Here is a 24,291-nt window from a genome sequence, read left to right on the forward strand (position 1 = left end):
TTTCACAATTCTTAGTTAACCTTTGGTTACAAACTGTGGCTAAATAGCCACCAATGGCAGTGGTCCGGGCAATGACCCGCGATTAACTGCCAACGTGTAATTGTGATTTCAGCTGCTGCTTACTTATCCTCGGCCGTTGTGGGCTTGCAGGAGCAGCCTGTTCTCTTCTGACGTGTGACGAATCCCTTGAAACTCATTATTGTTGTTCTCTACGTTGCCTCCATTGCGTATGTTCACCTGCGTGGCAGAGTGCGGCACAAGTTGGGCCGCCAGCTTAGCGACCACTCGACGTTCCTGGCGCCGGTCAACTGCTTCCTGTACTTGTTTTCCAAGCAGCCAAGCCGTCCCTTTCTGTCGCCCAGCGATTTTCCAGACCTGACTCCGCTGCAGGAGCATTGGGAGGAAATCCGCCAGGAAGGCCAGAACCTGATGCGCGCAGGCGAGATCAAGCGCTCTGACCAGTACAACGACGTGGGTTTCAACTCGTTCTTCAAGTCCGGCTGGAAGCGCTTTTACCTGAAGTGGTACGGCGACAGCCACCCGTCCGCCATGAAGCTGTGCCCGCGCACCACGGAACTGGTGCAAGGCATTGGCTCGATCAAGGCGGCGATGTTTGCCGAGTTGCCGCCGGGGTCCAAGCTGGTACGCCACCGCGACCCGTATGCCGGTTCCTACCGCTATCACTTGGGCCTGGATACACCCAATGACCCTGGCTGCTACATCAATGTGGATGGCGAAAGCTATTACTGGCGCGACGGCGAGCCGGTGATGTTTGATGAGACCTACATTCACTACGCGGAAAACACCACGGCGCACAACCGCATCATTCTGTTCTGCGACATCGAGCGCCCAATGAAGTACCGCTGGGCGGCGGCGTTCAACCGTTGGTTCAGCCGTAACGTGATGGCGGCTGCCGGTTCGCCGAATGATGATGGCGACAAGACCGGCGGTTTGAACCGCGCGTTCACGCGCCTGTACAAGATCCGGCTGCGTGGTAAAGAGCTCAAAAAGCGCAACCGTGCGCGCTACTACCTGGAAAAGTGGGCGATCTTCGCTGGTCTGGCATTGATCTTTATCCTGATCTAAATCACCCACGGGCGCGAATCACTGCGGTGGTTTCGCGCCCAGCTTGTCCCACATGGTCTTGCTGATCTTCTGCCGGTGGGCATAACCGGCCCACGGATCATCCTTGAGCTGCTTCAGCCTCTCGTGCAGGTTGGCAATCGTCCACTGTTGGGCACTGCGTAACCCTTTCAACTCCTCGCGACTCACCGGCACCGATACCGGCAGGCCAGGTCGTGCCCGCACCGAATAGGCCGCCACGGTGCTCGCCCCACGGGCGTTACGCAGGTAGTCGATAAAGATCTTGCCGACCCGGTTCTTTGGGCCTGAGGTTGCGCTGAAACGTTCGGGCAGTTGCTGCGCCATGAACTGCGCGATGGCTTTGGCAAACGCCTTGACGGTCTCCCAGCCGTCCCGGCGTGCGAGCGGTACAACCAGGTGCAGACCTTTGCCGCCGCTGGTCTTGACGAACGCCTGGAGCCCAAGCTCATCCAATACCGACAGTGTCAGTTGCGCCGCCTCCAGCATGGCTTTCCAAGGCAGTGCCGGGTCCGGGTCGAGGTCGAGCACAAACAGGTCTGGGGTTTCAATGTGGTCCGAGGTGGCGCCCCAGGTATGCAGCTCGATCGTGCCCATCTGCACGGCGCCGATCAGGGCGCTGGCGGTGTCGATTTCCATCAGGCGTGCATGGCCTGGGTCAAGCGTCTGGTCCAACTGTTTGATGTGTGCAATGGCGAGTCGCTCTGAATGTTTTTGGAAGAACTGCTCGCCTTCGATGCCTTGCGGCGCGCGCAGCAGCGACACCGGGCGGCGGCACAGGAAGGGCAGGATCCATTCACTGATGCTCTCGTAGTAGGCGGCCAATTGCTGTTTTTGTGTACCCGTCTGCGGGTCAATCACCCGGTCTGGGTGGGTGATGTTCACGCCGCTGCTGACGCGTTTTGCCGGCGTGGTTTTCTTCACGGACTTGGCGCTCCGCGGCAGCTCACGCGTAATCTGCGTCACTGGCTTATCGGTGCGCAATGCCACGAATGACGCCTGGCGCACCACGCCTTCGCGGGTCCATTCGGTGAAATTCACCTCGCCGACCAGCGAGGGTTCAACCCAGTGCACGCCGCGCGCCTGAGTGCTGGTCAAGGCCTGTTCCAGCGGTGAGGTTTTACGCTCCAGGCGGGCGAGTTGCGCGTAGATCGACTTCAGCGCCGCCTGGTCAAACCCGGTGCCCACGCGCCCGGCATACACCAGCCCGGCGGCGTCATTGACGGCCAGCAGCAGCGCGCCAAACCCGCTGCGCGAGCCTTGGGGCCGCGTGTAGCCGACAATCACGAACTCCTGGCGCAAACGGCACTTGAGTTTGATCCAGTCGGCGCTGCGGCTGCACACATAAGGGCTGCCTGCGCGCTTGCCGATTACCCCCTCCAGGGCGAGGTCGCAGGCGCTTTCGAAGATGTCGCGCTGGTTGGCGGCAAAGGCTTCGGAGAAGCGCAGCAATTTGCTGCGGCTGCCGGACAGCGCCGCTTTGAGCGCAGCACGGCGTGCCTCCACGGGGGCTTCGCGCAGATCCTGGCCTTGCAGAAAAGGCGCGTCGAACAGGTAATAGACGATGTCCAGGCTGCGGCCGATATCGAATGCATTTTGCAGCGCCTGGAAGTCCGGCAAGCCGTCGGCATTGAGGCTGACCACTTCACCGTCCAGCCAGCTGTCCTTGAGTTTGAGCGCCTGCAGGGCTTTGACTTGACGCGGCAGGCGGTCAGTCCAGTCATTGCCATTGCGGCTGAACAGGCGTACTTCGCCGTCGCGGATGCGTGTCAGCATGCGGTAACCGTCGAATTTGATTTCATACAGCCAGTCGCCGGCCGGTGCGCGGTCAACCAGGGTCGCCAATTGCGGGGTGAGCTGTTGGGGCAGGGCGGTGGCGGCTTTCTCGTGCTTCTTTGGCGGCTTGGGTGTACCGACCACCGCGCCACTGAGCACACTTTCCGGCTGGTCCCGGACGATATCGTAGTCAGCGGCCGGCCTGGCTTGCGGGTCCTGTTCCTTGATCAGCAACCACTGTTGCTTATCGCCGCTGCCCTTGAGCCGGGTGCGAACCAATGCCCAATCGCCGGACAGTTTTTCACCGACCAGGGTGAACTTGAGTTTGCCGGCCGCATACGCCTTGTGTGGTTCGTCATGGGGTTGCCAGATACCGCGATCCCACACGATCACATCCCCGGCGCCGTATTGGCCGGGCGCGATACTGCCTTCGAAGGCGCCGTAGCTCAGAGGGTGGTCTTCGACGTGGACCGCCAGGCGTTTCTGGCTCGGGTCCAGGCTCGGCCCTTTCGGCACTGCCCAGCTCTTGAGTACGCCATCAAGCTCCAGGCGAAAGTCGTAGTGCAGGTTGCGCGCGTCATGTTTTTGAATCACGAATGACAGCGCCGACGCCTTGCGTTTAGCGGCCGGCGCTTCGCCTGCGGGCTCTGCGGTAATCCCAAAGTCGCGTTTGCGGTTGTATTCACTCAGGGGCTTTGCCATGGCGTGCTCCGGCGGGTGTCAGGCTCTGGAGGCCTTTTTGGAGGACGTTTTCGCGGCTGGCTTTTTCGATGCGGCCTTTTTGGTCGCGGGCTTGGCGGCGCTGGCCTGGCCGGCAAGGCTGCGTTTGAGCAGCTCCGTCAGGTCGATGACATCGGCCGATTTACGCGCCTCGCTGCCTTCCTGGCTTTCCACGTCTTCGATCTTGCCGGCCTTGGCCTTTTTCGCCACCAGCGCCATGATCTTTTCCTGGAAGCTGTCGCGGTACGCGTCGGGCTGCCAGTCGGCACTCATGTCTTCCACCAGGCGCTTGGCCATGTCCAGCTCGCCCTTGGTCAAACTGGGTTTGGTCACATCGCTGCCCAGTTCCAGTTCGTCAAGGCTGCGCACCTCGGCGGGCCAGCGCAGCATCACCAGAACCAGTGCCGAGTCCAGTGGCATCAGCGCCGCCAGGTGTTGCTTGGTGTGGAGGACCACATTGGCCAGCGCGACCTTGGCGGTTTTCTTCAGCGTTTCGCGCAGCAGGGCGTAAACCTTGCCGCCTCGTTTGTCCGGGGCCAGGAAGTAGGGGGTGTCGATGTTTTGCAGAGGGATCTGGTCGGCCGCGACAAAGGCGATGATTTCGATGGTTTGGGTCGATTTAGGGTGAGCCGAGCGGATTTCTTCTTCGCTGAGCACCACATAGCGGCCTTTCTCGTAGGCCACGCCCTTGACGATATTGTCCTTGCTGATTTCCTTGCCGGTGGCCTTGTTGATGCGCTTGTAGCCCACCGGGTCCATGCTGCGTTTGTCCAGCCAGTCAAAATCAACGCCCTCGGAGGACGTCGCCGAGACCAGTGAGACCGGGATATGGACCAAGCCGAAACTGATCGCGCCTTTCCAGATTGCCCTTGGCATGCTCGCGTTCCTTGAGAAGAGTCGGTGTTCTGGTGACTGACAGGCGTTGGCAAAAGTTTCGGCGGGCAGATGCGCGGACAGATTGTGTTACATCTGATGAGAAACTATTTAATGTCGAAAGCCGAACCCAAGGCGTAGCGTGTTATCGAAAGCAGGTACCACTCGCCGCCAAGAGGCTTTGTCATGAACAGCTGTGTGCGTCATCTTGCAGTGCTCGCATTGGGGCTGGCGCTCGCGCCATTCGCCCAGGCGCAGAACCTGCCCGGCAGCAAGGACTCCAACAACAGCCCCATTCATCGGGCCAACCCCAACAGCATGCAGGGCGCCCAGCCCAATGCGCCGGCCGTTCGCGGTATCCAGACCGGGCCGACCAGCCCCGCACCCACCGTCGAAAATGGTGGCATCGGCAATCGCTACCCGAAACGCGATGCTGCTCCGACCCGCCCCGCGACCGACACCAAAGCGCCCACTTACGATGCCAACGGCAATCGCCGGTAAGGACTCTGTCTTATGTTTCTACGCAAAACCCTTCTAGCCGCACTTTGCGCAACCACGCTGCTGCCCATCACGGCCGTTTGGGCGGCTGATGCCCAGCAGTTCCCCAGCGAGCAAGGCAGCATCACGGCGACCCCCATCGCCAAAGGCCTGGACCACCCGTGGGCGGTGGCGTTTCTGCCGGACAAACAAGGCTTCCTGGTGACCGAGCGTCCTGGGCATCTGCGGTTTGTCAGCCCGGACGGCCAGCTTTCAGCACCATTGACCGGTGTGCCGCAGGTGTGGGCCAAAGGGCAGGGCGGGTTGCTCGATGTGGTGCTCTCGCCAGACTTCAAGCAGGACCGTATGGTCTACCTGTCGTACGCCGAAGGCGGTGGCGAGGGTGGCAAAGCCGGCACCGCCGTCGGGCGTGGGCGTCTGGCCGATGACTTGAGCGGTTTGAAAGACTTTAAAGTCATCCTGCGCCAGGAGCCCAAGCTCTCTACCGGAAACCACTTCGGCTCACGCCTGGCCTTTGATCGCGATGGCTACCTGTTCGTGACGCTCGGTGAAAACAACGACCGCCCGACGGCCCAGGACCTGGACAAGTTGCAAGGCAAAGTGGTGCGGATCTTCCCGGACGGCCGCGTGCCGGATGACAACCCGTTCGTTGGTCAGCAGGGCGTACGCCCGGAAATCTGGTCCTATGGGCAGCGCAACCCGCAAGGGCTGGCCATGAACCCGTGGAGCGGCACGATCTGGGAAAATGAACACGGGCCGCGTGGCGGCGATGAAATCAACATCATCGAGCGTGGCAAGAACTACGGTTGGCCATTGGCAACCCATGGCATCAACTATTCCCTCACGCCAATTCCCGAAGCCAAAGGCAAGACCGTGGAAGGCACCGTGGCGCCCCATCACGTCTGGGAAAAATCGCCGGGCATCAGTGGTATGGCGTTTTATGACGCCGATCGATTCAAGGCGTGGCAGCACAACCTGTTTATCGGCGCGTTATCCAGCCAGGAGTTGATCCGCCTGCAGTTCGATGGTGACAAGGTGATCCATGAGGAGCGTCTGCTGGGTGGTTTGCACGCGCGGATTCGCGATGTGCGCCAGGGGCCGGACGGCTACTTGTATGTGCTGACCGATGAGGACAAGGGTGTGTTGTATCGGGTCGGCCTGAATCAGGACTGAACACCTTCGGCCGGTGGGAGCAGGCAAACCGGCTCCCACCGGTTGAGCGCGGGAGCTATAAACCCAGGTCAGACAAGCCTGGGTGATCATCCGGGCGCCGGCCCAACGGCCAGTGGAACTTGCGCTCGCTGTCCTTGATCGGCAGGTCGTTAATGCACGCAAAACGATTCGCCATCAAGCCGTTCTCGTCGAATTCCCAGTTCTCATTGCCATAGGATCGGAACCAGTTGCCGGAGTCGTCGTGCCATTCATAGGCATAACGCACGGCGATACGGTTGCCGGTAAACGCCCACAATTCCTTGATCAGCCGATAGTCCAGCTCCTTGGCCCATTTGCGGGTGAGGAAGCCTTTGGCTTCTTCGCGGTTGTGCGCAAACTCGGCGCGGTTTCGCCACTGCGTGTCCGGCGTATAAGCCAGGGACACGCGCTGCGGGTCGCGGGAATTCCAGCCGTCTTCGGCCAGGCGGACTTTCTCGATGGCTGACTCGCGGGTAAACGGCGGCAGCGGTGGGCGGACTTCAGTGTTGGATGACATGGGGCAGCTCCTGAACACAATAAGGGTTATCGAAAGTTGCTACGCGTGTGCGTTCAAAGCGCCAATAACGTTCGCGCCATGCATTGCGCATTATCAGCAGCCGTTGCATCACCCATCACCAAAGCAACGGTGATGGCGCCATCGATCAGGATCAGCAGTTGCGCGGCCTGCTGTTCGGGGGCGGCGGTGCCATGGGCTTCACACAGTTCAAGTGCGTACTCGAACAGTTTTTGTTTGTGCGCCTTGGCCAGCAGACGCACCGGGTCTTGCGGGTTGCCGGTTTCGCCACTGGTGTTGATAAAGGCGCAACCGCGAAAGTCCGCCGAGCCAAACCAGACCTTGAGGGCGCTGAACAGCGCCAGCAGGCGTTCGCCACTGCCTTCGCTGCGTTGCACTTCACCGCGCAGCCATTGCATCCAGCGCGCGTCGCGGCGTTGCAGCGCGGCCATCACCAATTCGTCTTTGTTGGCGAAGTAACGGTAAATACTTTTGCGCGAGACACCGGCCGTCTTCACCAGCAAGTCCATGCCGGTGGCGGCGATGCCGTGGCGATAGATCAGCTTTTCGGCGACGTCGAGGATAATGTCGCGGGTTTCATTCAGGGTAATATCATTCATGCCGGCAACAGTAGAACGATCGTTCTCCTTGGTCAATTGAATTTTTCCTCGCTGCGACAGCGAGACCTGAGCACCCCCATGGTGTAAGCTCGGGGCCTCTTCGGATTCGACCATTGCGAGCCTTATGCCGTCGTTCTTCAAACGCTCCCTGTTGCCCAAGCTGCGCGGTTTCCCACTGACTCCCGATGCCATCGAGGTGCTGTCCGGCGCTGATGCGTTTCGCCGTTGCCTGCTGGAAAAAATCCCCCAGGCCACACGGCGTATCTACATCGTTGCGCTGTATTTGCAGCAGGACGAAGCAGGCCAGGAGATCTACGACGAGCTGCACGCCGCCAAGGCTGCGCGGCCCGAGTTGGACATTGTGGTGGTGGTGGATTCGTTGCGTGCCCAGCGCGGGCTGATTGGTGCCGGCAAGCAGCCGGGCAACAGCGCCTGGTACCAGGCCATGACCCAGACCCACGCCAGCAACGTGCCGGTTTACGGCGTGCCGGTGCAAACCCGCGAACTGTTCGGCGTGTTGCACCTCAAGGGGTTTGTGATCGATGACACGGTGCTGTACAGCGGTGCCAGCCTGAACAACGTGTACTTGCACAAGTTCGACAAGTACCGTTTTGACCGCTATCACCTGATCCACAACCCGCCGTTGGCTGACTCGATGCAACACCTGGTGGAGCACGGGCTGGTCGCGTCGAAGGCCGTGCACCGCCTGGACTTGCCCAACCTGCCGACCACCCGCAGCCTGCGCAACGACATCGGCGATTTGCGCAGCCGTTTGAAGCACGCCGCCTATGACACCACCACGGGGCTGTTGCCCAATGGCCATTTGTCGGTGAGCCCATTGCTCGGGGTCGGCAAGAACAACCCGTTGAACCGGGTGATCCTCGAGCTGATCGCCAGTGCCCAGCATCAACTGACCATTTGTACGCCGTACTTCAACCTGCCGCTGCCGGTGACCCGCGAAATCAACCGGGCCCTGGCGCGTGGGGTGAAGGTCGACATCATTGTCGGCGACAAAACCGCCAATGATTTCTACATACCGCCCAGCGAGCCGTTCAAGGTGATCTCGGCGCTGCCTTACCTGTATGAAATCAGCCTGCGCCGCTTCGCCAAACGCCATCAGCCGATGATCGACAGCGGCCAGTTGAACCTGCACTTATGGCGTGACGGTGACAACACCTACCACCTCAAGGGGATGTGGGTTGACCAGCGTTACACGTTGCTTACGGGCAATAACCTCAACCCACGGGCCTTCCGTCTCGATCTCGAAAATGCCTTGCTGATCGACGACCCGCAAGGCCAGTGGCTTGAGCCGCGGCGTACGGAGCTGGCGCAGATTTTTCAGCACACCACCCGCATCGAGCGTTACCAACACTTGCAGACGCTGCTGGAGTATCCACCTGCCGTGGGCAAGTTCCTGCGGCGGGTCAGCCGGGTGCGGATTGAGCGGTTGCTCTACCGTATCCTGTAAAACGGCGTATTTCTTACGACAACTCTCTGACTTCCTTCGCAGTTTTGAGAGTGTGCTTGCTCCTGTAGCAGACGTGAATTCGTACAGTTCCTCTCGACAGTTCTTAGGGACAAGAACTCTTACCCTTCAACGGTACAGAGGAACTAGAAATGTCGAACATCTCGCCAGCCCCTCAGGCTCGTACGTTCACGCCAGCGGCGCTGCCGTTTTCACCCGCACCCGTCGCCAACCCTGCCATCGACACGGCTGTTCGCACCAAGCGCAGCCCCGCGCCTCAAACACCCGATACACAGACCCCCGCGTGGACTCTTCAACCCTTAGTCGCCCCCACCGCTGAAGCCGCTTCCAGGGCCGACCGTGTGCTGCAGACCTCGCTGGGAGGCTCGGCCCTGCGCGGTGCAGCAGACAAGAAAGTGCAGGTTCCACGCGATGCAACGATTTTCCCGCTCTACGATGCCTACCGCAGCGCGCTGAATACGCCTGAAATTCAAGCCTGGTTACTGAGCAAAGGCTTTGCGTTGTCGACGCTGGTGGTCAAGCAAGGCTCGATCAGCGGCAGCATCACCCGCGATGGTGTCTCAAGCGTGCAAACATTTACCACCGACGATGCGTCCGGTTGGCGGCAAGTCAGTGCAAGGTTGCGTGCCGCTGTGCAGGGGCTTGATCCTGACGGGCAGGGCGTGCCGTACGTCAGCGATGACAGCGATAGTTTTTCGCGCAACATGCTCCTGCGCTGGTATGGCGTGCAGCCACCCACCGGCGAGGGTGATGTAAAACGGGTCCAACATGCGCTGTCGACAACCGACTGGTCGACACTGCCTCCCAGCCGAAAGGCAGAGCTTGAAGGCCGGGTGCAAACGGCCAGGAACGCTATCGGCGCTTTGGATGAGCGTGCTCACCTGGCAAACGTCTTGACACAACATCTCGCCGATAAGTCCGATGACGAAGCAGTGGCACTGGCCGGCCTGGAAGTGCAGGTCAGCAGTGCCTCGGCGTTGGCCCGCAACACCAACGGCAAGGTCCTGCTCGACGATGCCCTGCGTTCTCACGGGCAGGTACTGCCCAAGACGGCGGGCGAGTTGCGCAATGCCATCCGTTGGCTCACTGCTGCATTGCCACCGCCTCCCGCCCAGGGAAACTACTCCCATCTGCTCGCAAACGCTTGGGCCCCCGGGCTTTTGTCGGCTGCCGACAAGCGTGTTCTGGCCGAGCTGAGCAACGATGACGAGGAGGAGGATGAAGGCGAGTCGAGCGGGCTCAACCTCCTGCGATTGTTCGGGGTTGACGGCATCCTGGAGCGCAATACCCCTGAAGCGTTGCGTACTCAAGCGGATCACTTTCTCGACCGAGTGTTTCGAGACCCTGTTGCATTGTTCTGGGGTGACCTGCTTGCCCGGGATCGAAGTTTTCTCGGGGCCTCTGGCACCTCGCAATTGTCCGACATTGAGCGCGCGCAGTGGGTAATCGCCGCCATCAAGCTGCAGTTTGATCCTGATGCCCCCGGGCGCGCGGGCACTGTCGCCGGCTATGACCTTTATCAGCCTGGCAACAGCGGGCGAAGCCTGGCCGAGGTGCGTGCGGATGTCGAAACCCACCTCAAACAAAACAAGCTGCTCGACCCCAAGGCCGCGCCACTCGTAGCCCATCTATTGCTGGCGAGTGCGGCGCCCGAGTTTCTGGTGCCAGGCACTCCCGCTACGCTGCGCATAGGCTCCACGCAATGGGCAGACTTGCGTCTGAGTGTCATGTTCGCCGAGCGCCTGGGCGGTGCGGGCTGCTCCCGCGCCATGCCTTATGAGGAGATCATGGCCCTCAGCCGGTTGGATGCGCGAACGCCGGAAGAAGCAGCGGTGCTGGATAATTATGGGGTCGACGTCGTGCTCGACTGGGCCCTGATGCGCGGGCTCTACGCCAGGCCGGCGGACGGCCGATACACGCCGCAGCATTATCAGCGAGCGATACAGGCCTTCGATGCCGAACGTAAGCAGAAGGTAGAGGCCCTGACGTTATTCAACGCAGCGATGCCGACACGCGAAGACCTGGCGATCACAAATTTGCAAAAGGTGTTTGCGGACCTCAGTGTTAAGCAGTTGAAAGCGTTGAGGGTGTGCATCGCAGACCCGAATGAGCGCCGCAACCTAAAAACTTCAGAGCCGCGAACACGCTCTTTGGTGGAGACCTACATGTCCGGCGACCTTAAGCGAGATCGCTGGATGCTGTTGGCCCCCCGGGAGCAGCCGCCGCAACCTGCGAGGAAGAAGTCACCGTATGCGGCTGAGCCGGTGCTGGGTGCCGCCGAGCAAGCCGCTGTGGATAAAAACGTCCAGGCGTTGAATGCCAAAATTGCGCTTTTGCCGAATGTGCAGGACCAGGTCCCCGGTGCGGTCGACACCTATCTGGCCAATTTGAAGCAAGCGCTGAGCGTCATGACACGGCGAATGATTGCGGACCTGCCATTGCCTGATCGCCAGGCGTTGGAATATGGCGCTACCGAGTTGTTTACGCTGCGCGAGCAAACCGATCAAGTGCTGACGCTTGAAGAGACGCCCGGTCGGGTCGAAGAGCGACGAGGACGCAAAGGCACGTTGTTGCGCAACGAATACAACGGCGTGATTCGGTTTTTTGAAGTGTTCCCGGAAAAGCAACTGATCGTAAAACGTGATGACTTGACGGCGCCGTTATCGCTAGGAGGCACCCTCCAGGAACACAAGATAACCTATGGGCCTTGGGCGCCATCGACCGTACAAACGCAGAACGGTCAGGAGCAGCCGTTTGATTTCGCCGCCTACACCTCCAGCGACAGGCCTCGGCCGGGTGTCACGTCCGCACGCATCATTATTGAGAAACTGGGCGACACGTTGCCCGCAGACGTATCCGCGACGCCAAGTAATAGCGCTGGTTTGGTTCCCGACAGTTTTTCTTCAGAGCGAACGCAGGAAATCGTCCGGCGCATCATGCACGGGAACTTCGTGCATCACCGCGATACAGTGCTCAAGCTCGCCCAGGGCGAATTGCCGCTGGAGCAACAGCGCGAACTGTTGCGTCAAAAGGACCGCATTCTGTTGGGTATGATCCCCTTCGTAGGTGCAATCGTGGAACTGACGAAGGGCAATATCGTTGAGGGTACACGCGGGCTGATCCTCGATACGGTGGGTGCTTTTGTAGGCGGCGCCGGCTCAACCTTGCGGCCATTGATCAAGTCCACAAAAGTCGTGGCGCCTTTCGGTGCCAAGGCTTTTCGTGTCCTGGAAAAGGGCGTTCTGGTCGTCAGTGGCTTTTTGAATCCGCTGGACGGCTCAGCGAGCTTGCTGAACGGCGCGGCAAGAGGCGTCTTCGCCGTGCCTAAGCTATTGAGCAAAGCGCTGCGGCCATCGGTGTTGACCACGTTAGGGTCCGTGGAAGAAAAGCTGCGCCTGTGCCTTGGCGTGCACAGCAGCCTGTTCAGTCGTTCACCGATGACTCAGGGTGGCAGTAGCCAGCCTGCCGCTCACGTTGGGCGCAATCATTCGGTGCCCGTGAACGCGGTGCAGGTCGATGGGCAGTGGTACGCAATCAACCCGAGCACCGGTTTGCCAAACGGTACGCCGTTGGACGGGTTTGAACCATTGGGCACAGAGGCTGCGTAAGCACAACGCCCCGGGCCTTCTTGAGGTGCGGGGCGTTACCTGGCCGTTTCAGCCTAGATGTTTCCCTTTGTATATCGAGAAATATCCTATGCGCTATGCGTATGTTTCTTAATACTTTTGTAGTCGATTGTTTTTACGGACAAGAACTCTCATCACTTCAATCTGTAGAGAGACAGTGTAATGTCGACAATCCTTGCGAAAGGTAACGTCACGCTTCTTAGCCAGCCCATCAACCCTCAAGTACCCGCACCGCCCTTACACGCCCCCGATGAACCTCCTGCTTTCATGGCGCCCGCTGTAACCCCGCGCCCCAGTCGGTCCGAACCCTTTAATACCACGTCACTGCGTCAGTTGAAGCTGCAGGAACCGTCTGGCCGCACCCGACGTGATACTGCCACTCAAGGTGCAGACGTGCCCGCCAACCGTGGAAAAGGCCGTCTCCGATACCCGGCTGCGGCTGACGCTGCAACGGCCGACACGGCACTGCAAAAAAAACTGCAGCAGTGGTTGAACACGGGCAAAACGAATGAACTACCTATTCCCAGGAACTCATCGGTTGCACCGTTTGTGGAGATGTACAACGACGCGATCAATGAGGCATCCGTCCAGGCCTGGTTCAGCGCTCAAGGCTTGAAGCCGCAAACCATTCGAGTATTCAGTGATTGCGTAACGGGCGTCGTGGTGCGCGACGGAAAAGAAACGTTCCAGCGTTTCTCGATCACCGATGGTTCAGGTTGGGGCCAGGTGAGTAAACAGGTCAGCGCCTTACAAAAAGTGCTGTCGCCGAATGACCTGGGGTTACCCGGTGTCCCTGGTCCGAGCCTTAGTGCAATGGGACGCGATGTGCTATTGGATTTTTATGGGGTAACGCCGCCACACAATGACAAGTCTGCGCCGGTACTGGGCAAGCAACTCAAGCACCACGGATGGCCCAAGATTGCCCAAACCAAACGCCAGCAGTGGGAAAACCAGTTCAAAGAGCTGTTCGAGTGCCGGCAGGACAACGCCGTACGCACGCGTCTGGTAGAGCAATTTCGATCTCAGTTCACCAACGAACCTGACGATAACGTGTTGAACCTGAACGAGCAGCCCGTGATCGTCGAGCCCGGCGCGGCCTTGGACCAGCGCAGTAAAAAAGCGCGTAATCTATTTCTCGAATTCCTGGGTTCAGCGACATTCCAGGCCTTTCTGAAGAAGGCCGGATTTGATCTGCCCGGCAGCGAGTTCAGGATGAGTGAGTTCAGGCTGTCGGAGGGCGAACTGCAGATGCGCAATCTGGCAGGTGACTGGGTCTCTCTCCAACAACGCTTCGACGAAGAGATTGAGCGGGCGTCGAGAACTGATGACGTAGAAGGGCATAGCGCCCGCAAGATGAATACTGATTTTGATCAGTTAGTCAAGATGAGCAAAAAAACCGGAGATGCGCTGTACTCAACGCGCACTTACGATGCACGTCAGGCCCTGGCGTTTTATGCCCCTGACGTCCCGCAAACCGTTGGCCAGTTACGCGTAACGTTGTCATGGTTGGAGACTCGATTGCCGCAGGCCCCATTGGCGGGTGACTATGCGAGCATGACGCCCTACGGGGAAGGGCAGGCAAGTTTGTCCGATAAAGCCCGTGAAACGCTCACAGGCGCATCAGTCCGGGTCATGGCATTGTTCAAGGACTTTTCCAGCACTTCGCCAGGTTTCCAGTCCCATTCCGACCCGGACAGTCAACTCGCTGCGTTTTTTGATTCGCCGCAGGCCATCGTCCTGGCTGAAGAGATCGCCAAGTCGCTTAAATTGTTTGCAGTGGCCGATGGTCAGGTGCTTCCAAGGGCTGACCGTCATCAGCTCTTGGCAACGGCACTCAAATTCAACGTGGATACAGCTGTGCCAGGCAGGCGAGGGACCGTGGCTGGCTACGCGTTGTATCAGCCGGAAAATCTGGGCCGTACGCTTAAAGAGGTGCGCGAGAGCGTCGAGAAACATTTGGAAGGCAGAGGTGTCGACGCCAAGGTCTCGGCATTGATGGCCCACCTTTTTCTCGCCCAGTCGGCACCCGAGATGCTGGTCAAGCGAGACCCCACCGTACCTGCCGATACCGCGCAAGTACTCAACCGCGACCCGGAATTCATCAAGGTCGGCTCTACCGGCTGGATGAACTTGCGCCTTGGCTGTGCGATAGCGGGCGATGCACGGTTGAACCTCACACAAGCCATGGCTCTGGCTCGCAAGGACGCCGCAGGGCCTAACCAAGAGGCGTTGATCAAGGAGCTGGGCGTCCAGCCGCTGCTGGACTGGGCAGTGATGGCGGGCGTTTTTCCCGCGACTTCAGATGGCAAATACTCTGCGGGGGACTACGAGGCTGCGGCGAAAGCGTTCACCGAGCGCGAAAACCAAACGCGCGAGGCATTCGGCATTTTAATGAACGATCCGCCCACCGAAACAAGCATTTTGATCCAGCAACTGGCTTTGTTATTTCCAGAGATGACCAAGGATGAGATTAGTAACCTCACGCTTGACGGTATCCCTAATTTAGAATTTTCCGCAGGGGCCATTCGAGCGGAGCGAAAAAACCGTGCTAATAAGCGGTTGACCGATGTGATTCTGATGAATCAAGCGAACGATAAGCCGTTATTGGGTCAACAGGATAGTTGGACGGATAACGCATTTATTCATCGCGACGTTTCGATGGCCACCTTTAAAGAGCGCCTCAAGCAACTGCCAAACATTAAGTCGTTAGTGCCCTCCGCAGTTGACAAATACATCACCGAGGCCCGACCAGCCCACTTGACGGCATTGAAGCTGATGTTCACGGAATTACCCCTCAAGCAGCGCATGGCGTTGGAGAGGTCGAAGGACGTTCAGCTCTATAGTTTGCGCCAAGCGACCGGAGACGACCTGGCGCAAGACAGTCAGCCAGATTCAAAGGTAAGCAACAGCCGGGGTGTCCATGGCGTCTTGTTGCGCTACGAAACAGGCGAGGCCACGCCCAAGTACGGTTATTACGAGGTTTTCCCCAACTCGAGAAAGATGATTGAGCGCACGGATTTGCCCGATACGTTGATGCTCGACGGTGAGATCAAAAAGGGTGTGAAACCCTACGGACCTTTCGCCAGCGTCAATACCCAATACCGTAAGGGCACGATGTTGCCGTTCGATTTCGACGCCTATCGGTCAGGCTCCGCGCCACGCTCCGGGGTGAAATCGGAGGTGATCATCGAGAAGCTTGGCGATCCGTTAGAGAGGCCTCCAGCCCACACTCACCATCGCGTACCCGATACCTTTACGTCTTCCATCACTGCTCAAATAGTGCAAAAACTGCAGGCCTATAGTTTTGACGAGAACCGTGTTGGGCTGATCGACTATGCCAACCAACCGACAGCGTTGCACCGACGTACTTTTCCGTTTTCAACGAGCAGCTTGTTCACTGCCGAGAATGCTCGAATGGTACTGAGCCTGATCCCTTATGTGGGCGCCATTGCTGATTTGGTGGAGGGCAACATAGAAGCCGGCGCGAAAGGCCTGGCGATTGACCTTCTGTCTTTTCTTGCCACGGGCGGGTGGTCGGGGGCAAAGAATTTTGCCAAGGGTTTGAAAATGTTGATTCCTTTTAACGGCAAGCCATTCACCATGGCCGGGCTGAAAGGGGGCGCGTCATTGATTCGCGGCCAGTTCAATCCGTTGGAAAGCATTCCTGAGCTATTACGGGTGGGGCCGAAGGGCGTTAAGGTGCTGAGAAAGATCGCTAACGGCGCACCGTTTCATATCGGTTCGAATGTTTATGTGCCGGCCAAGGCTATCGTGCAGTGGAAATGGACCCTGGACGCTTCGGGTACCCAGTTTGCCCGCCCATCGGACGGACAATTTCCAGGCGCCCGCAAAGGCTTCAGCGGGAAGAAGCAAGTCTTGGCAGTGCAGAAGAACGGCTCGTGGTACGCGATCAATTCCATTAGCAACAGGCCTGAAGCGACGCCGCTGGAGCAGTTCACCCCTGAATCCTGACAGCTGCCCCAGGCGTTCGGAGGCCCTTGAGGGCCACCCGAACGCCTGGGCGCCGTGTCAGTTCAAACCCAGCTTGCCACGCAGGGTCGAGAGGTCTTCAGCCAGGGTGTTGACCGGACCCACGAGTGCCTTGCGGTCGTTTTCCTTGACCTTGTCGTAGGTCTCATAGCCGCCATCCTTGGTTTTGTATTTGGCCAGGATCTTGTCCACGGTGGCGAAGTTCTTGTCGACCTTGGCCAGGAAGGCCTTGTCTTGTTTCTCGATCTGGCCACGGAACAGGTCGACGATTTTCTTCGCGCCGTCGATGTTGCCCTGGAAGTCATACAGGTCGGTGTGACTGTAGCGGTCCTCTTCACCGGATATCTTGGTGGCGGCGACTTCTTCGAGCAATGCGGCGGCACCGCCGACGACTTTTTCGGGGGGGAAGGTCAGGCCATCGACACGGGTTTTCAAGTCGTTGACGTCGGTGTTGAGCTTGGCGGTCAGCGTCTCCAGGCCTTTGGTGGTGTTCTGCGAGAACAACACGTATTCGATGCGGTGGAAGCCGGTGAAGTCTTCGGCGGTCACGCCTTTTTCGTGGTCATCGACGCGCGAGTCGATTGAGGCGTCGAGGTCGCTGAACAGCTCGGCAATCGGCTCGATGGACTCATAGTGCACGCGGGTTGGCGCGTAGAGCTTCTTGGCGGTGGCCAGGTCGCCTTGGTTGATTGCATCGGTGAATGCTTTGGTCTGGGTGACCAGCTCACCAATTTCTTCGGTGACGTAGATCTTGTAGTCCGAAACCGGGCCGACCAGGTCCAGCGGCGCAGTCGCGGCGAATGCAGCGAGCGGCGAAAGGCTCATTAACAACGACAACGCAATAATCGACTTCTTCATGTGACGTATCCGCTCTGAGTTTGTTTTAAGTGTTGGCAGTGGTTTGAGGGTGCGTTGCAGCAAGTAGCGTGCGCCCAATGAAATCCTTGGGCCCGACGACCCCCGGCAAGGTGAAGAAGTACCCGCCGCCGACCGGCTTGAGGTATTCCTCCAGAGGCTCGCCGTTGAGCCGGGTTTGCACGCTGATAAAGCCTTTCTCCAGGTCAGCCTGGTAGCAGATGAACAACAGCCCCATGTCCAGCTGACCGTTTTTGTTGACGCCGTTGGAGTAGTTGAACGGCCGACGCAGGATCAGGTTGGCCTGAGTCTGCGGGGTGCGTGGGTTGGCCAGGCGGATGTGGGCATCGAGCTTGGTCAATTTGCCTTCCGGATCCTTGCTGTAATCAGGCACCTGGGTTTCTTTGTCGCCGTCCATCGGCGCGCCCGTCGGTTTAACGCGACCGATGATGCTTTCCTGTTCTTGCAACGGTGTGCGGTCCCAGCGCTCGACGAAGTTGCGGATGATCCGCACGGCCTGATAGCTGCCATTGGCGGCCCAGGCCGGTTCGTCGTTGCCGGGCTGCACCCAGACAATCTGGTCCATGGCCTTGTTGTCGTTGGAATTGGGGTTGGCCGAACCGTCACGAAAGCCCAGGAAGTTACGCGCGCTCTGCGCAGGCTCGCCAGGCTTGGCGGGGGCCTGTGGCGGTACGCTGCCTTCCTGTTTCCAGCGCACCAGCAGCAGGTCCGGCAGGTTCTTCACGATGTCGCGCAGGGCGTGGATATTGGTGTCTGGCGTGTTGGAGGAAAATTGCAGGCTCAGGTCGCCGTGGCACTGCGCCGGTTCCAACGCGTCATTGGGGAAGCCGACCATGCGGATCAGGCGCTTGGGTTTGACGGCGCTGAGGCCGAAGCGCTCATCGAAGAGCGACTCGCCGACGGAGACGGTGATGGTCAGGTTATCCGGTGTCACGACCGGGCCGAGAATGCCGGAGTCGGTGGGCGGCAGTTTCGGGTCGACTTGCGGCACGGTGCCGCCGGTCATCAGGAAGCGGATGCGCTCGTTCAACGTGCGGAACAGGCGCTCGAGGTCTTCGCGGTCGCTGGCCAGTACGTCGAACGCGACCAGCATGCCGCAGGCCGGGCGCGGTGTGACGATGCCGCTCTGGTGCTTGCCGAAAAAGTCCTGGTGGTCCTGGGTCTTGTCACTGCGCGGTGCGGTGGTGACCTGTTCGGCGGCGGCGGCCGCCATGGCCGGGCAGGTCAGGGTGCTACCGGCAATCGCGGCACCGGTGGCGGCCATGCCCAGCAGGACACGGCGGCGTTGCGCTGAAAATTGTTCTGAATCACTCATGTGTTAGCTCGTCTTCACTGCAGGCCGGAAAGGCCAAGGGCGGGGTCGATTCCATCGAGTGCAACGGCCAGAGCCTTGGCCTTGTCGGCGATCTGCTTGCGCTGATCGGCGGTAACGCTGTCATACGCGCTATAGCCGTTATCGGTCTTCAAACCATTGAGTTCGGCGTCGAACGCTTCGAGAGCGCTGTCGATTTTCGGCAGCACGTCAGGCGCGGATTTGCTCAGCAACGGGCGCATCAACTCCACCACCTTGTGGGCGGCTTGCAGGTTGGCGGCAAAGCCATTCAAGTCGATATGGCTGTAGCGTTCCTCTTCACCGCTGGCGGCACGAACATCCGCCAGGCTATTGAGGTTGCGCACCACAATGCTCACCAGTTGCTCAGGTGGCAGCGACTGGGCCAGCAGTTGTTGCTTGAGCGCGGTGACGTCGCTGAGCAGGCGTTGAGCGACCGGCGCCAGGCCCGCCAGATTGCGCTGCTCGAACAGGCTGTATTCCAGGCGGTGGAAGCCGCTGAAGGCGGGGTCCTGCTCGCGCTTTTCAAAGTAGTCGGCGCGGGCGTTGATCGCGTTATCCAGTTCGGCCAGGCGCTGCGACGCCGGCGCCAGTCGCTGATACGCCTCACGGGCTGGCACATACAGCGCCTGGGCCTGGGCCAGGTCGCCGGCCTGAATGGCTTGCTCCAGCGCGGTCACCGCCTTGATCAGTGCACTGCCCTGGCTGCTCAGGTACACGCGAAACTCCGACAGCGGGCCGATAAAGGCCACCATCGACGGCTTGGCCTTGGCCTGGGCGTCCGACTCCGCGGTCGGTGTGACGTGCAACGTACCGCGTGGGTTGCTCAGCAAGCCGCACGTGATCGCATAGTCGCCGGGCTGCAGGTTGGCGTTGATGATCTGGCTTAACCCCGGGGCGATATTTTCGCGTTCTTCGATCACCAGTACGCCGTCGAGGATTTCCCATTCCACCGCCCGGTCGGAGCGGTTGATGATGCGAAAGCTCGCGCGCCCGGCGGGCACGGTCAATTCATTGGGTTCGCAGGCATGCCCATGGATGGTCACGGCAATTTCATTGTGGTTGGTCTGGCGTTTGGCGGCCGCCAACTGTGAGGCGTAGTAGAACAGCGCACCGGCGGCGATCATCACCACCACTGAGCCGGCCACCGCCCAGCGCAGGGCGCGGGAAGACGGTGCCGGTTGAGGGGTTTGGTTGGACAAGAGACGGTCCTTACTGGCTGGAAACGGAAGAGGGTTTGGTGACAGGCCTGGCGGGCGCCGAGGGCAGGAAGAACATCACCAGCGCCACCACCAGATAAATCAGATAGGCACCCAGGGTGCTGACCGTCGGCGCCTCCTGGTACCCGAACATACCGGCCAGGACTGAGCCCAGCGGGCTGTCCATCGGCAGTGCGGTACTGAAGTCGAACAGCACGGTTTGCAGGTGGTTCCACACGCCGGCTTCGTGCAGGGCTTGCACCGAATTAGCCAGGATGCCGGCGGCTACCACCAGGATGAACAGGCCGGTCCAGCGGAAAAACGCGCCAAGGTTCAGGCGCATGCTGCCGCTGTAGATCAGGAACCCGACGATGATCGCCAGGATCAGGCCGAGCAGGGCGCCAATCGGCGCGCCCGGGCCTTCGCTCTGCTGGAACACCGCCAGCAGGAAGAACACCGTCTCCAGGCCTTCGCGCGCCACGGCGAAAAACACCATGGCGATCAGCGCAATTACCTGATGCCGGGAGCCGGCGAGCGCGTGGTCCAGGGATTCGTGCAGGGAATGCTTGATGGAGCGCGCGACTTTGCGCATCCAGAACACCATGGAGCTGAGGATGCCCACGGCCACCAGGCCTACGACACCTTCGAACAGTTCCTGCTGTTTTTGCGGGAATTCAGCGCTGACCAGCTCCAGGCCACCGCCTACCAGCAAGGCGAGGGCGGCGGCGAGGAATACGCCGATCCACACGGCGGGCATCCACTGGCCGCGGCCGGTTTGTTGCAGGTAGCTGGCGATGATGCCAACGATCAACGCAGCTTCAATACCTTCGCGCAGCATGATTAAAAAGGGAACGAGCATTCGGCACCGTATCAAGACTGTTGAAGATGCTAATTTGTAACATAATGATACTCATTACTAAACAGTGAATATTGACCTTTGCTGAACTGCGGCTGAACGGTGGTGGCGAATCGCAACCGCCCTTATGATGCTCATCCTCTTTTGTAGCGTTGAATAGCCCAACTCCCATGGCGGAAAAAGACACCATCTCCATCCATCTGGTCCGTGAGGCCTTGCTGCAAAGTTGCGCCCCCGGTGCGGCCACGGTTGAAGTGTTGAGCAAGGTCGGGATCGCCCCGGCATGGCTGCAGCAGCCCGACGCTCGGGTGCCGGCCACGGCGTATGCGCGCTTGTGGCGCTTGCTGGCGCGGCGCATGGATGATGAGTTTTTTGGTATGGACCCGCGCAAGCTCAAGTCCGGCAGCCTCGCGTTCCTGTGCCGCGCCGCGATGGCGCAGCCCAACCTGGGCGCGAGCCTGGAAACCGGCCTGGGGTTTCTATCCCTGATGCTTGAGCAGATGCCCGCCGAGCTGGTGCGCCAGCAAAGCCTGGCAGAGATTGTGCTGCTGGAGCCCGAGTTGACGCCCCAGCGTGCGTTTACCTATTTCACTTATTGGATGATCTCCCACGGCGTCGCCTGCTGGCTGGCGGGGCGACGCATTCCGATCCTGGCCATTGAACTGCGTTGCCCGCAGCCCGACTTCTGTGACGATTATCGTGTGATGTTCTCCGACAACCTGCGGTTTGATCGGCCGCGCACGCGCATGATCTTTTCTGCCGACTGCCTGGACCTGCCGATCAAGCGCAGCCCGGAAGAACTCAAGCGTTTTCTCGCACATGCGCCGGCCAACATACTGGTCAAGTACCGTGATCCGGATAGCCTGGCTACGCGCATCAAGCACGACCTGCGCCAGATGCCTGCCGATACCTGGCCGGAAACCGAGGGCCTGGCGGCCAACTTGTGTATCTCGGCGTCAACCCTGCGGCGTCGCCTGGCGGATGAGGGCCAGACCTATCAGGGCCTTAAAGACAGCGTGCGCAAGGAACTGGCGATTGTCTGGCTGGCCGAGCCGCACATCAGTTTTGCCGAGATTGCCGCGCGGTTGGGCTTTGCCGATGCCAGCTCGTTTTATAAGGCGTTTCGGAAATGGTCGGGGTCTAATCCGGGGCATTATCGCAGTTTGATTCTTAACGAGGATGCCGTAGGAAAGTGACGGCGGGCTTTAAAACGAAGATGTTTCAGAGCCGCGAGTGGCACGTTTCAACGCGAAAGACCGTGCCAAGGAAGGAGTAGTGAATGTTATCGACACTCAGGAAGTGGAAAAAGCCGCGCGTAAAGGTTGAAAGAGAGGAGCCAACGCTCGTCACTGAAATAGAGGAATCAACGCGTGTACAGGGTGTTGAGTTTGCGAATTCGCAACCGGGCCATGACGCTGCCAGATTGCTTAGGTCAGAGGATTATCTCGACCGTTGGCCGGTAGCGCAGTCGATGTACCGGGCTATCAAGACAGCGCCTGCCGGGTTTTCCACGCGCATCGGTTTGTACGGCGAGTGGGGGGCAGGAAAGACCAGCGTGTTGAACTTTCTGCACAACATTGCGATGGCCAATGAGGACGTGGTCGTCCATGTATCTGCAGGGCGCGCGGCAGATGTTGACAGTTTTATAAGCACTCTCTGTAACAAGATGAGCGTCGAAATAAAACGCATGGGGCTCAAGCCGTACGGGCCCGCGGAGCGCAGGCGAAAGCTTGCAGCTGTTTCGTCGAGTGCCGCGGCAGTCACCAGCGCAACCGGTCAGGTAGTGGGCAAGATGGACGGCGATATCGCCACGACTATCTCCATGGGCGCAGCGTTCGTGGCAACTGTCGCAACTACCATGATGGACCGGTTGAAGCTGACCCTGGAGGAGCTTGAAGGTCTGCGTGAGGTCCTGGCCAAGCGTGGCGCCCGAGTCATTGTTTTTATCGACGATCTTGATCGAGCCGATCCGGCTATTCTGCCAAGCACGCTGATGACCTTGCGTGATTATCTCGACTGGCCGGATTTTGCATTTGTGCTGGCGTTCGACAAAGACATCATTACGTGTTCGCTCAAGGAGTATTCCACCGCGTTTTCTTCTTCTCGCCAGCCATTCCTTGACAAGATTGTCGACCTTGCATTTGAACTGGAACCGCTATCTGCGCACCAGTGTAAGCATCTGAGCGAACGGGCCTTGGCAGAGTGTTGCGACTTCATTCCTGAGCAGGCCAGGACCAATACGGCGCAGTGGTTTCCCGACAACCCGCGCAAGGTGCGTGCCATTGCACGTGAGTTGGGGTGCCTTCGTGATGTTGCAGTGCGTCACGGTGACGGCGAGCTTAAATGGGAGGCGATTATTCTTCAGACGCTGCTCAGGCGCGAAGTGCCAGCGTGCGCAAAAATTGTCGAGCAGAGGCTGTTGGGCAAAGGCAAGATGGCGCTCGCACTTTCTTTAGGGCCTGATAGCAAAACAGAAGCCTTTGCGGTGCACCAGGCGGTCTTTGAAGCATCCGGATATGGGCTGGAAAGTGCAGCGCTCCATCGCTTGCGTCAACTGATCGAGAAATTGCAAGGCTTGCGCAACTTTCAAGAGTCCGAGCAGATCGACTACGAAATGAGCCTGGTAACGCACGTGCCTTGCTTCACCCAACGTGAACTTATGGATGTAATAACGCAGTGGTCCATGAGTCATCGTGATGCGTTGCCGGATGAAGCGCTACGAGCGGCCGCGTTCAGAGGCCAAACGACTCTGGACATTTGTGCCTCGCGCTTTTTGAACATGACCCTTGATCAGTATGCAATTTGCAATAGAGAACTCAAAGGGCAGACATTCAAAGCGCAACACAACAAGACTCAGGAACACGCTCTAGCAATCATCCATTTTCTTGAAAAACTGGTTGCACCACAGCGAGGTGCTGCGTTGGTAAATGCAGCGAGCAGCCTTCAGATATGCAGTCGGATGTTGGACCTGTTCACCACGCATTCCAGTGTTGCTGACTCTGAGTTACGCAGTGCCGAGCTGCGCATCCTCGAGTGTGTCGCGCAGCGCTGCGTGGACAGGGCGCAGTTGTATTACCAGTGCGTGCGGTACCGGAGCGAAGCGCCACTCCCTCAGCTTGTTCAGAGCGTCAGTGATATAACAGTGGGTGCAGCGGTGGACGAAGCGTTGGCGCTATTTACAACCGCCAGTGGCATGAGCCTGTGCCGAATGCAAAGCGCGCCGAATCCACTTCTGGAGATAGTGCGTCGTCACGATTCAGCGCTTTACACCGTTGAGAACAAGGAACGGTTGCGTCAGTTGCTGCTGGGTGACGAGGGCGAAGAGCGTCGTAGCGTAATGGCGTGGAACTGCATGGAATATTTGCGAATACTAATAGATCGTTCAAATGATTTTTCACTGTTTTGCACGCACCATCGACCAATGCTAGAGGCGTGCTGGAGTGCTGTCATCGGCGAGGAATGGGTTTCCAGTGGTGAAGAACAAGTGATGTCCTTGCATCACCGTCTCTGCCTGTGGATCGGAGAGTCGCTTCCTCTTCCTCACTGGGCTAAGGCGTCTCAGCCCACGACTGCATAGTCCACTCCCATCGGTTGTCAGTGATTTACTCCCGTCAATCCGTGAAGGTCATTGCAAA

16 protein-coding genes are annotated in these 24,291 nt (G+C 59.1%); 8 read left to right on the forward strand and 8 right to left on the reverse strand.

Features of this window, described 5'->3' with window-relative positions; genetic code table 11:
• The first annotated feature begins 186 nt into the window (after positions 1-186).
• Positions 187-1,086 carry a lipid A hydroxylase LpxO gene (lpxO, locus tag JFT85_RS00985; protein WP_073637692.1) on the forward strand — a complete coding sequence of 300 codons (900 nt, stop codon included), beginning with the start codon at positions 187-189 and terminating at the stop codon, positions 1,084-1,086.
• A gap of 18 nt (positions 1,087-1,104) precedes the next feature.
• Here the strand turns inward: lpxO and ligD are convergent, their stop codons facing one another.
• Together ligD and ku are read right to left on the reverse strand one after the other, a co-directional pair.
• Positions 1,105-3,579: a DNA ligase D gene (gene ligD, locus JFT85_RS00990; protein ID WP_201228876.1), complete on the reverse strand. Its 2,475-nt coding sequence runs from the start codon at positions 3,577-3,579 to the stop codon at positions 1,105-1,107.
• 18 nt (positions 3,580-3,597) lie between these two features.
• Positions 3,598-4,473 (reverse strand): non-homologous end joining protein Ku, encoded by an 876-nt coding sequence (gene ku, locus JFT85_RS00995; protein WP_069552360.1) that lies wholly within the window; start codon positions 4,471-4,473, stop codon positions 3,598-3,600.
• 183 nt (positions 4,474-4,656) lie between these two features.
• Between ku and JFT85_RS01000 the strand changes: the two genes are divergently transcribed.
• The gene (locus JFT85_RS01000) at positions 4,657-4,971 is read left to right on the forward strand and encodes a hypothetical protein (RefSeq protein WP_201228878.1); all 315 of its coding nucleotides are present in this window, start codon (positions 4,657-4,659) and stop codon (positions 4,969-4,971) included.
• 12 nt (positions 4,972-4,983) lie between these two features.
• On the forward strand, positions 4,984-6,141 hold the full coding sequence (locus tag JFT85_RS01005) for a PQQ-dependent sugar dehydrogenase (RefSeq protein ID WP_053256216.1): 1,158 nt from the start codon (positions 4,984-4,986) through the stop codon (positions 6,139-6,141).
• Positions 6,142-6,196: 55 nt separating this feature from the next.
• Here JFT85_RS01005 and JFT85_RS01010 read toward each other — a convergent pair whose 3' ends face one another.
• Positions 6,197-6,676, reverse strand: a complete 480-nt coding sequence (locus tag JFT85_RS01010) for a nuclear transport factor 2 family protein (protein WP_053256215.1) — start codon at positions 6,674-6,676, stop codon at positions 6,197-6,199.
• Positions 6,677-6,729: 53 nt separating this feature from the next.
• Entirely contained in the window at positions 6,730-7,293 is a 564-nt protein-coding gene (locus JFT85_RS01015) for a TetR/AcrR family transcriptional regulator (RefSeq protein ID WP_069552363.1), read from the reverse strand.
• 124 nt (positions 7,294-7,417) lie between these two features.
• On the opposite strand from JFT85_RS01015, the gene pssA reads away from it, so the two are divergent.
• From pssA to JFT85_RS01030, 3 genes are all read left to right on the forward strand, one after another.
• The gene (gene pssA / locus JFT85_RS01020) at positions 7,418-8,761 is read left to right on the forward strand and encodes a CDP-diacylglycerol--serine O-phosphatidyltransferase (RefSeq protein ID WP_187601687.1); all 1,344 of its coding nucleotides are present in this window, start codon (positions 7,418-7,420) and stop codon (positions 8,759-8,761) included.
• A gap of 149 nt (positions 8,762-8,910) precedes the next feature.
• Positions 8,911-12,387: a hypothetical protein gene (locus JFT85_RS01025; protein WP_201228880.1), complete on the forward strand. Its 3,477-nt coding sequence runs from the start codon at positions 8,911-8,913 to the stop codon at positions 12,385-12,387.
• A gap of 411 nt (positions 12,388-12,798) precedes the next feature.
• Positions 12,799-16,377 carry a hypothetical protein gene (locus JFT85_RS01030; RefSeq protein ID WP_342366869.1) on the forward strand — a complete coding sequence of 1,193 codons (3,579 nt, stop codon included), beginning with the start codon at positions 12,799-12,801 and terminating at the stop codon, positions 16,375-16,377.
• Between the two features lie 57 nt (positions 16,378-16,434).
• On the opposite strand, the gene efeO (JFT85_RS01035) is transcribed toward JFT85_RS01030, so the two are convergent.
• From efeO (JFT85_RS01035) to efeU, 4 genes are read right to left on the reverse strand one after another with little or no spacing between them, the layout of a single operon-like run.
• Positions 16,435-17,253, reverse strand: coding sequence for an iron uptake system protein EfeO (gene efeO, locus JFT85_RS01035; protein ID WP_053256211.1), 819 nt, complete (start codon positions 17,251-17,253; stop codon positions 16,435-16,437).
• 25 nt (positions 17,254-17,278) lie between these two features.
• Entirely contained in the window at positions 17,279-18,586 is a 1,308-nt protein-coding gene (gene efeB / locus JFT85_RS01040; protein ID WP_053256210.1) for an iron uptake transporter deferrochelatase/peroxidase subunit, read from the reverse strand.
• 14 nt (positions 18,587-18,600) lie between these two features.
• Positions 18,601-19,803: an iron uptake system protein EfeO gene (gene efeO, locus JFT85_RS01045; RefSeq protein ID WP_053256209.1), complete on the reverse strand. Its 1,203-nt coding sequence runs from the start codon at positions 19,801-19,803 to the stop codon at positions 18,601-18,603.
• Between the two features lie 10 nt (positions 19,804-19,813).
• Positions 19,814-20,659, reverse strand: a complete 846-nt coding sequence (gene efeU / locus JFT85_RS01050; protein WP_053256208.1) for an iron uptake transporter permease EfeU — start codon at positions 20,657-20,659, stop codon at positions 19,814-19,816.
• A 167-nt stretch (positions 20,660-20,826) separates the two neighbouring features.
• On the opposite strand from efeU, the gene JFT85_RS01055 reads away from it, so the two are divergent.
• Together JFT85_RS01055 and JFT85_RS01060 are read left to right on the forward strand one after the other, a co-directional pair.
• Positions 20,827-21,852, forward strand: a complete 1,026-nt coding sequence (locus tag JFT85_RS01055) for an AraC family transcriptional regulator (protein ID WP_201228882.1) — start codon at positions 20,827-20,829, stop codon at positions 21,850-21,852.
• A gap of 83 nt (positions 21,853-21,935) precedes the next feature.
• Positions 21,936-24,233: a KAP family P-loop NTPase fold protein gene (locus JFT85_RS01060; protein WP_201228884.1), complete on the forward strand. Its 2,298-nt coding sequence runs from the start codon at positions 21,936-21,938 to the stop codon at positions 24,231-24,233.
• Positions 24,234-24,291: the final 58 nt, after the last annotated feature.

Origin of the sequence: Pseudomonas sp. TH04, from assembly GCF_016651355.1 — a bacterium.
GTDB lineage: Bacteria > Pseudomonadota > Gammaproteobacteria > Pseudomonadales > Pseudomonadaceae > Aquipseudomonas > Aquipseudomonas fluorescens.